Origin of the sequence: Pseudomonas sp. 39004 (assembly GCF_028682155.1) — a bacterium.
GTDB classification, from domain to species: Bacteria; Pseudomonadota; Gammaproteobacteria; order Pseudomonadales; family Pseudomonadaceae; genus Aquipseudomonas; species Aquipseudomonas capeferrum.
This window is the reverse complement of sequence record NZ_JANIAG010000222.1, coordinates 1-7,550: the sequence shown is the minus strand read 5'-3', so window position 1 is coordinate 7,550 and position 7,550 is coordinate 1. Positions and strand designations below refer to the sequence as shown.

Sequence of the window (7,550 nt, the reverse complement as noted above, 5' to 3'; positions counted from 1 at the left end):
ATCAGTTTATTGACGAAACGCCAGCCGATGGTGGTGTCGAACAGCTCGGCGCTGCGGCCGAAGGCCTGCTCTGACTTGCCCATGACGAAGGGCGCCCGCGACATCGACTCGACGCCACCGGCCAGCATCAGCCCGGCCTCGCCGCAGCGCAGGGCGCGGGCGGCGCTGCCGACGGCATCCAGCCCGGAACCGCACAGGCGATTGAGGGTGGTGCCCGGCACGGCATCGGGCAGGCCGGCCAGCAGGCTAGCCATGCGTGCCACGTTACGGTTGTCTTCGCCCGCCTGGTTGGCGCAGCCGAGGATCACGTCATCAATGGCGCGCCAGTCGAGTTCGGGGTGGCGGGCCATCAGCGCCCTGATCGGCACGGCCGCGAGGTCGTCGGCGCGCACGCTGCTTAACGCGCCGCCGTAACGGCCGATGGGCGTGCGCACGGCGTCGATGATCAACGCCTGGTCGAAGGTCTGGTCAGTCATCCTGGGTCTCCTGCGGCAACACCGTGCCGCGCACTTTGTAGGATTTTCCGTGGAACAGGGCAATCAGTTCGCCGCGCTGGTTTTCCAGGCGCACGTCATACAGGCCGGTGCGGCCCTTGCGGGTGAGTTCGCTGGCAGTAGCGGTGAGCACGTCATGCTCGAACGCCGGCGCCACGTAGTCGATGCTGCAGCCCAGGGCCACGGTGGCTTCGTCGTAGCTGTTGCAGGCGAAGGCAAACGCCGAGTCCGCCAGGCTGAACAAGAAACCACCATGGCAGCTGCCGTGGCCCTGAATCATGTCGGCGCGCACCGGCATGCTCAGGCGGGCCTGGCCGGGGCCGACGTCCAGCAGCCGTGCGCCCAGGGCCTGGGTGGCGCGGTCGCGGGAAAACATTGCATCGGCGCAGGCGCGTGCCAGTTGCTCGGGGGTACGTTGGGCTTCAGTCATGCAGTCGGCCTCCTTGGGCATGCACGCGGCGCAGCAGCAGCGAAGGGCGGTAGCGGGTCTCGCCGTAGCAGCGCTGCAGGTTGTCCAGCACGCGCAGGGTGTAGCCGATGCCGATCTGCTCGGCCCAGGCCAACGGCCCGCGCGGATAATTGACCCCGGCGCGCATGGCCAGGTCGATGTCGGCTGCCGAGCCGACGCCTTGCAGCACGGCATCGGCAGCTTCGTTGGCGAGCGTGGCGACGGTGCGCAACACCACCAGGGCCGGCAGGTCGGCAACCAGGCAAACCTTCAGGCCCGCCTGGCGCAGTAACGCCACGGCGTGTTCGCGCGCCTCGCGGGTAGTGTCGGGGCAAGTGCTGATGGCAATCCGTTCGGCCTTGTTGTAGTCCAGCGCGAGGTCCACCAGCACCAGGTTGCGCAGCCCATCTTCGCGCGCGCGTTGGCTGGCCAGGCGACCGTCAGACAACGCCAAGGTGGCGTCACCCACCCGCAACAGGCCACTGCCCGGGCGCTCGGTGACCTGGACGCCGCTGGCCTGGATGCGCTGCAGCAAGGGCTGCATCACGCCCAGGCTGCCTTCGACCACGCAGCACTCGACACGCGCCGCGCTTTGCACCTCGGCGGGCTGCGGCCGCAGCGCACCTTCGCTGTAATCGTAGAAACCCTGGCCACTCTTGCGCCCAAGACGGCCGGCATCCACCAGCTCTTTCTGCACCAGCGAGGGCTGGAAGCGGAAGTCACCATAAAAGGCATCGAACACAGAGCAGGTGACGGCGTAATTGACATCGTGACCGATCAGGTCGGTCAGCTCGAAAGCGCCCATGCGAAAACCACCGGCGTCACGCATCAGCGCATCGAGGCTCGCGCAATCGGCGGCGCCTTCCTGGTACAGGCGCAGGCTCTCGGCATAAAACGGCCGCGCCACCCGGTTGACAATGAAGCCCGGCGTCGAACGCGCATGCACCGGCTGCTTGCCCCAGGCCGTGGCCGTGTCGTACAGCGTGGCGGCCAAGGCGGGGGCGGTGGCCAGGCCTGAAACGACCTCGACCAACGCCATCAACGGCGCAGGGTTGAAAAAGTGCATGCCGATTACCCGTTCGGGCCGCCGCAGGCCGGCGGCCAGGCTGGTGATCGACAGCGATGAGGTGTTGCTGGCCAATATGCAGCTGTCGCTGCACAGGGCTTCGAGCTGCCGCAGGAGTGCCTGTTTGACCTGCAGGTTTTCGACGATCGCTTCGATTACCAGTTGCGCATCGGCCAGTGCTTCGAGTGTTTCCACGGGCTGCAGGCGCGCGCTGATCGCCTGGCGTGCGGCAGCGTCGAGCTTGCCTTTATCGACCAGGCGGCCGAGCTGGCGGTCGATGCCTTGCACGGCCAGGGCCGCAGCGCCTGGGCGATTGTCATACAGGCAAACCGGATGCCCCGCCTGCGCGGCCACCTGGGCGATGCCGGCCCCCATCGCACCGGCGCCGATCACCGCGACCTGGGCGTTACTGTCAAGTGCACTCATATCAGCACCCCTTGAAGGCCGGTGCGCGCTTGGCCATGAACGCCGCGACGCCTTCGCGGTAGTCCTCGCTGCGCCCGGCCAGGCGCTGCAGGTCACGCTCAAGTTCGAGCTGCTGGTCAAAGTGATTGTCGTAACTGGCGTTAAGCGCACGCTTGATCAGGGCCAGCCCGTAAGTCGGCTGGGTCGCCAGCTGGCGGGCGAGGGCCAGCGCCTCGTCACGCAGTGCGGCGTCGTCGACCACCTGGTAGATCAGGCCCCATTGCTCGGCCTTCTCCGCACTCAGGCGATCGCCGAGCATGGCCAGCGCTTTGGCCCGAGCCATGCCGACCAAGCGCGGCAGTTGCCAGGTACCGCCAGAGTCCGGCACCAGGCCGATCTTGCAGAACGCCTGGATAAAGCTGGCCGAGCGGGCCGCAAGCACCAGGTCGCAGGCCAGCGGAATGTTTGCGCCCGCACCGGCTGCCACGCCGTTGACCGCGCAGATGACCGGCATCGGCAGGTCGCGCAGGGCGCGCACCAGCGGGTTGTAGAACGCCTCGATCGACTCGCCCAGGTCGGGCACTTGCGCGCCAGGCGCGACGTTGCGGTCAGACAAGTCTTGCCCGGCGCAAAAGCCACGCCCTTCGCCGGTCAGCAGCAACACGCGCACCTGCGGGTCTTGGCGCACCTGCTTGAGCGCCTCGCGCACTTCCTTGTGCATCTGCGTGTTGAAGCTGTTCAGCTGGTCAGGCCGGTTCAGCGAGAGGAGGGCGACACCGTCCTCGATGGAAAACAGGATGTGCTCGAAAGCCATGACAGGCTCGCTCCGTCAGTCGGTGGGGAAGAGGGGTTACTGGCCCAGGTAGTGCGCCGGGCGTTTTTCCTGGAAGGCGCGGATGCCTTCGTCGCGGTCGGCGGTACCGGCCAGCAAGGTGAACGCGTGGCGTTCAAAGCGCAGGCCGGTGGCCAGGTCGGTGTCCCCGGCCTTGAGCAGGGCTTCTTTGGCCAGGCGCACGGCCAGCGGTGCCTTGCGGGCGATGCTGGCCGCCACTTGCAGGGCGCGCTCGACGGCAAGCTCGGGCTGCGTCAGCTCGCTGACCAGGCCGGCCTGCTGGGCCTGCCGGGCGGTGATCGGCTCGCCGGTCAGAACCATCTGCATGGCCAGCGGCTTGCCGACCGCGCGCAACAGGCGTTGTGTACCGCCAGCGCCAGGGATGATACCGAGGTTGATTTCGGGCTGGCCGAAGCGTGCGTCTTCGCCGGCGATGACGATATCGGCGCACATCACCAGCTCGCAGCCACCGCCCAGGGCGTAGCCATTGACCGCTGCAATCAGCGGTTTGGCAAAGCCTGCGATGCGCTGCCAATGGCCGACACGCGGGTCATTGAGGATGCCGACCAGGTCGCGCTCGGCCATTTCGCGGATGTCGGCACCGGCAGCGAAGGCCTTGCGGCTGCCGGTGAGCACTACGGCGCGGGTTGCCGGGTCGCGCTCGGCACTTTCCAGCTCGGCCGCAAGCTCGGCGAGCAGTTCGGTACACAGCGCGTTGAGGGCTTCGGGCCGCTGCAGGGTGATCAGGCGGACGCCGTCCTCAGGCGCCTGCAAAACGAGATAGCGAGGCATGTCGGTTTCCTCAGGCTGCACGCACGGCACGTGGGCCGGCATTTATTGGAATTGTCTGCAGGGGCAGGGGAAAACACTGAGGCCTGCCCGGGTGAGGTCCAGTATAAGCCCTATCTGATACATAACAGCAATAGCAAAGATTGCATTACGTGTCCCTTGCTGCGAGGTTTGGCTTCCGGCCAGGCCCGGCTTGTGCTCTGAAATCCAAGTAAATACGGCGTTTAAGTCAGATTTTATGGGCTGAGCGATGTGCATCGAAAAGCGATACAAAGAATCAGCAATTGACGGTTACATTTATCGTGATACATGATCACCCCACTAACTGAATCATTTTGAGAGGTGTGACATGCCTTGCTATCGGCTGGACGGCCTGACCCCCGTGATCCACCCAACGGCGTACGTACACCCGACCGCCGTGCTGATCGGCGATGTGATCATTGGCCCGCAGTGTTACGTCGGCCCCCTGGCGTCGTTGCGCGGCGACTTTGGCCGCATCGTGCTGGAGGAGGGTGCCAACCTGCAGGACACCTGCGTGATGCACGGCTTCCCGGGTGGCGATACGGTGATCGAGCGCCATGGCCATATTGGCCACGGCGCGGTTTTGCACGGCTGCCGGATAGGCGCCGATGCCTTGGTGGGCATGAATGCGGTGATCATGGACGGCGCACACATCGCGCCACGCTGCATCGTCGGCGCCACGGCCTTCGTCAAGGCTGGCTTCGAATGCCCCGAGCAGAGCCTGGTAATGGGCGCGCCGGCACAGGCCAAGCGCACCCTCAGCGACCAGGAAGTGGCCTGGAAGCAACGCGGCACAGCCGAATACCAGCGCCTGGCCCAGCGCTGCAGTGCCGCCCTGGTCGAATGCCCGCCCCTGAGCGAAGTCGAGGCGCAGCGCCCACGCATGGGTGATTGCGGCTTTCGCCCCAAAGGCGAGGCGCAGGCATGAGCCTGGTGGTGACTGGCAATGGCCAGGCGGCACGGCGGGCAGGTATAGTCGGGGCTCCATCGGCTTACAATTCCCTCATGAGCAGCCTTGCCCCCCTCAATACCTTGATCACCCGCTTCCAGGAGCAGACGCCGATCCGCGCGAGCTCGCTGATCATCACCCTGTATGGCGACGCCATCGAGCCGCATGGTGGCACGGTCTGGCTGGGCAGCCTGATCAACCTGTTGGAGCCGATCGGCATCAACGAACGGCTGATCCGCACCTCGATCTTCCGCCTGACCAAGGAAGGCTGGCTGACCGCCGAAAAAGTCGGCCGGCGCAGCTATTACAGCCTCACCGGCACGGGCCGGCGCCGTTTCGAAAAAGCCTTCAAGCGTGTTTACAGCGCGAGCCTGCCAGCCTGGGACGGCGCCTGGACACTGGTGTTGCTGTCGCAGCTGGAGGCCAGCAAACGCAAGGCCGTGCGCGAAGAACTGGAGTGGCAGGGCTACGGCGCCATCGCCCCGAACGTACTTGGCTGCCCGCGCGCTGATCGTGCCGACCTGGCGACCACCTTGCGCGAGCTGGACGCCACTGACGACAGCATCGTATTCGAAACCCACACCCAGGAAGTACTAGCCTCCAAGGCCATGCGCGCCCAGGTGCGGGAAAGCTGGCGGATCGAGGAACTGGGCGAGCACTACAGCGAGTTCATCCGCTTGTTCCGGCCGCTGTGGCAGGCGCTCAAGGAGCAGAAGGAACTCGATGCCCAGGACTGCTTCCTGGCGCGCACCTTGTTGATTCATGAGTACCGCCGGCTGCTGCTGCGTGACCCGCAGTTGCCGGATGAGCTGCTGCCTGGGGACTGGGAAGGCAGGGCTGCTCGCCAGTTGTGCCGTAACCTCTATCGGCTGGTATGGGGCAAGGCGGAAGCGTGGCTGGGTAGCGCACTGGAGACGGCAGATGGGCCGTTGCCGGATGTTAACGAGAGCTTCTACAAGCGGTTTGGTGGGCTGGGCTGAGTCAGGGCAATGCATAAACCTTGAACAACCGCCTGGCCGTGTCGCTTACACCGCCGAGGTATTTGACGTAGGCCTGCTCGATTTCGCCCGACCGGTACATCTCGCTCAGCACCGTATCGACCAGCAACCGGAAGTCATCATCGCCGCGCGCGATCATCAGCGAAACCGGCGCATATTCGTAGATTCGGTCGAGCAGCAATAGGCTGCCGTCCGGATAGCCCGACGCGATGTGGGTCTTGAGCAGGATACGGTCGGCAAAGAACGCATCGGCACCGCCCTCGGCCACGCGCCGTACGCCTTCCTCATTGCTCTTGACGCTAACCAAGGTCGCGATCACCCCAAGCAGCCGCATCTGCTCGCCAACCCACTGCTGCGTGGCGCTGCCCGCCAATACGGCATAGGTCTGCTTGGCCAGGCCCCGATTGACCGTAGCGCGCCAGGTCGGCCCGTCATGCGCCACCTCACCGTTGAGCGCCTTGAGCAAGGGCTCAGGTGACTGCTTGCGGACCACAGCCGAGAGCCCCGCGGTATATACCGGCAACGAAAAGCTCACTGCTTTGCGCCGCTCCAGCGTCTGCGGGGTCGGCGTGCAGAGGATATCGACTTTGCCCGAGCTGACCGCAGCAACCGCTTGGGCAATTTCCACGGGCTGAAACCGCACCTGCAACGCGGGTTGCTGCAGCTCGGATTTCACCCGTTCACTGATCTTCAGACAAAGGTCAATGGCGTAACCCTCGACGGTATCGCCGTTCAGTTCACTGAACGGTGCTGACCCAGGCAGGTAGCCCAGCGTCAGGGTATGGCTGCTGCGCACCCGCTCCACGGTGTCGGCCCAGGAAATAACCGCGACACTAGAGAGCGCACCCGCCAGCAGCAGGCGCAAAAGCTTCGCTGACAACGGCTTCATTGCTCGCGCCCTCCGCTCAGGCCGGCAGCTGGCGGGTAGACGAAGCGTTTGGCGAGAAACCCGTACAGCAGGTAGCCAAAGGCGAGCACCAGCAACCCGCCAAACAAAGCCTCCATGCCGCAGGCATACAGCGCGTAAAGCGAGTAGGACACGGCAATCAGCAACACAACCAGGTTGCGCGAGTACACCGTTGGCGGGACGTTGGCCTTGTACATGATCACCAGTAGCCCGGTCAGCGCTGTCACGTAGGGGATCAGGTTGGTCACCGCAGCAAGGTTCACCAGCTTGCTGAATTGCGCACTGGCATTGGGTGAGATAGTCGACACGGCCATTGCAGTCTGCAACAGGCCGCAGACGATCATGCCAATAACCGGTGCCCCAAACCTGTTGAGCTTGCCAAACAACTTTAGAAAAAGGTTCTGGTCGGCGGTCATCTTGGCGGTCTGGGCCAGGGTGAACTGCCAGCCCAGCAGTGAGCCGACACAGGCCATGACCGCCAAGGCCATGACGATATTGCCCACCAGCGGGCTGAACATCTTCGCGTAGACCAGCGCGAAAGGCGCTGACGCGTTGGCCAGCTCAGCGTTGGGGATGATCCCCTGGATGACCGTGGTCGAAAGCACATATACCACCGCCGCACCCAGGGTGCCGAAGAGGCA

At 64.8% G+C, this 7,550-nt stretch carries 9 protein-coding genes; 2 read left to right on the top strand and 7 right to left on the bottom strand.

Translation table 11 applies throughout. The features are described 5' to 3' along the window. The 5 genes from NP534_RS24415 to paaF all read right to left on the bottom strand — a co-directional run. A partial coding sequence (locus tag NP534_RS24415) for a beta-ketoacyl synthase N-terminal-like domain-containing protein (RefSeq protein WP_274100415.1) occupies nt 1-476 on the bottom strand: 476 nt, incomplete at its 3' end. Next, nucleotides 469-924, bottom strand: a complete 456-nt coding sequence (paaI, locus tag NP534_RS24410; RefSeq protein ID WP_033697902.1) for a hydroxyphenylacetyl-CoA thioesterase PaaI — start codon at nt 922-924, stop codon at nt 469-471. The genes paaI and NP534_RS24415, both read right to left, overlap by 8 nt. Next, nucleotides 917-2,434 carry a 3-hydroxyacyl-CoA dehydrogenase PaaH gene (paaH, locus tag NP534_RS24405; RefSeq protein WP_274100414.1) on the bottom strand — a complete coding sequence of 506 codons (1,518 nt, stop codon included), beginning with the start codon at nt 2,432-2,434 and terminating at the stop codon, nt 917-919. Before paaH ends, paaI begins: the two co-directional genes overlap by 8 nt. 1 nt (nt 2,435) lies before the next feature. After that, complete coding sequence (paaG, locus tag NP534_RS24400) at nt 2,436-3,227, bottom strand: 2-(1,2-epoxy-1,2-dihydrophenyl)acetyl-CoA isomerase PaaG (RefSeq protein WP_274100413.1); 792 nt, start codon at nt 3,225-3,227, stop codon at nt 2,436-2,438. Between the two features lie 36 nt (nt 3,228-3,263). Further along, a complete protein-coding gene (paaF, locus tag NP534_RS24395) occupies nt 3,264-4,037 on the bottom strand; it encodes a 2,3-dehydroadipyl-CoA hydratase PaaF (protein ID WP_274100412.1) in 774 nt (257 codons plus the stop codon). Nucleotides 4,038-4,383: 346 nt separating this feature from the next. Here paaF and paaY point away from each other — a divergent pair, with 346 nt between their 5' ends. Together paaY and paaX are read left to right on the top strand one after the other, a co-directional pair. After that, a complete protein-coding gene (gene paaY / locus NP534_RS24390; protein ID WP_274100411.1) occupies nt 4,384-4,983 on the top strand; it encodes a phenylacetic acid degradation protein PaaY in 600 nt (199 codons plus the stop codon). A gap of 77 nt (nt 4,984-5,060) precedes the next feature. Continuing rightward, nucleotides 5,061-5,984: a phenylacetic acid degradation operon negative regulatory protein PaaX gene (gene paaX / locus NP534_RS24385; RefSeq protein WP_274100410.1), complete on the top strand. Its 924-nt coding sequence runs from the start codon at nt 5,061-5,063 to the stop codon at nt 5,982-5,984. Nucleotide 5,985: 1 nt separating this feature from the next. Here paaX and NP534_RS24380 read toward each other — a convergent pair whose 3' ends face one another. Next, nucleotides 5,986-6,891 (bottom strand): amino acid ABC transporter substrate-binding protein, encoded by a 906-nt coding sequence (locus tag NP534_RS24380; protein ID WP_274100409.1) that lies wholly within the window; start codon nt 6,889-6,891, stop codon nt 5,986-5,988. Then, nucleotides 6,888-7,550, bottom strand: a 663-nt coding sequence (locus NP534_RS24375; RefSeq protein WP_274100408.1) for an amino acid permease, incomplete at its 5' end; no start/stop codon positions are given. The genes NP534_RS24375 and NP534_RS24380, both read right to left, overlap by 4 nt.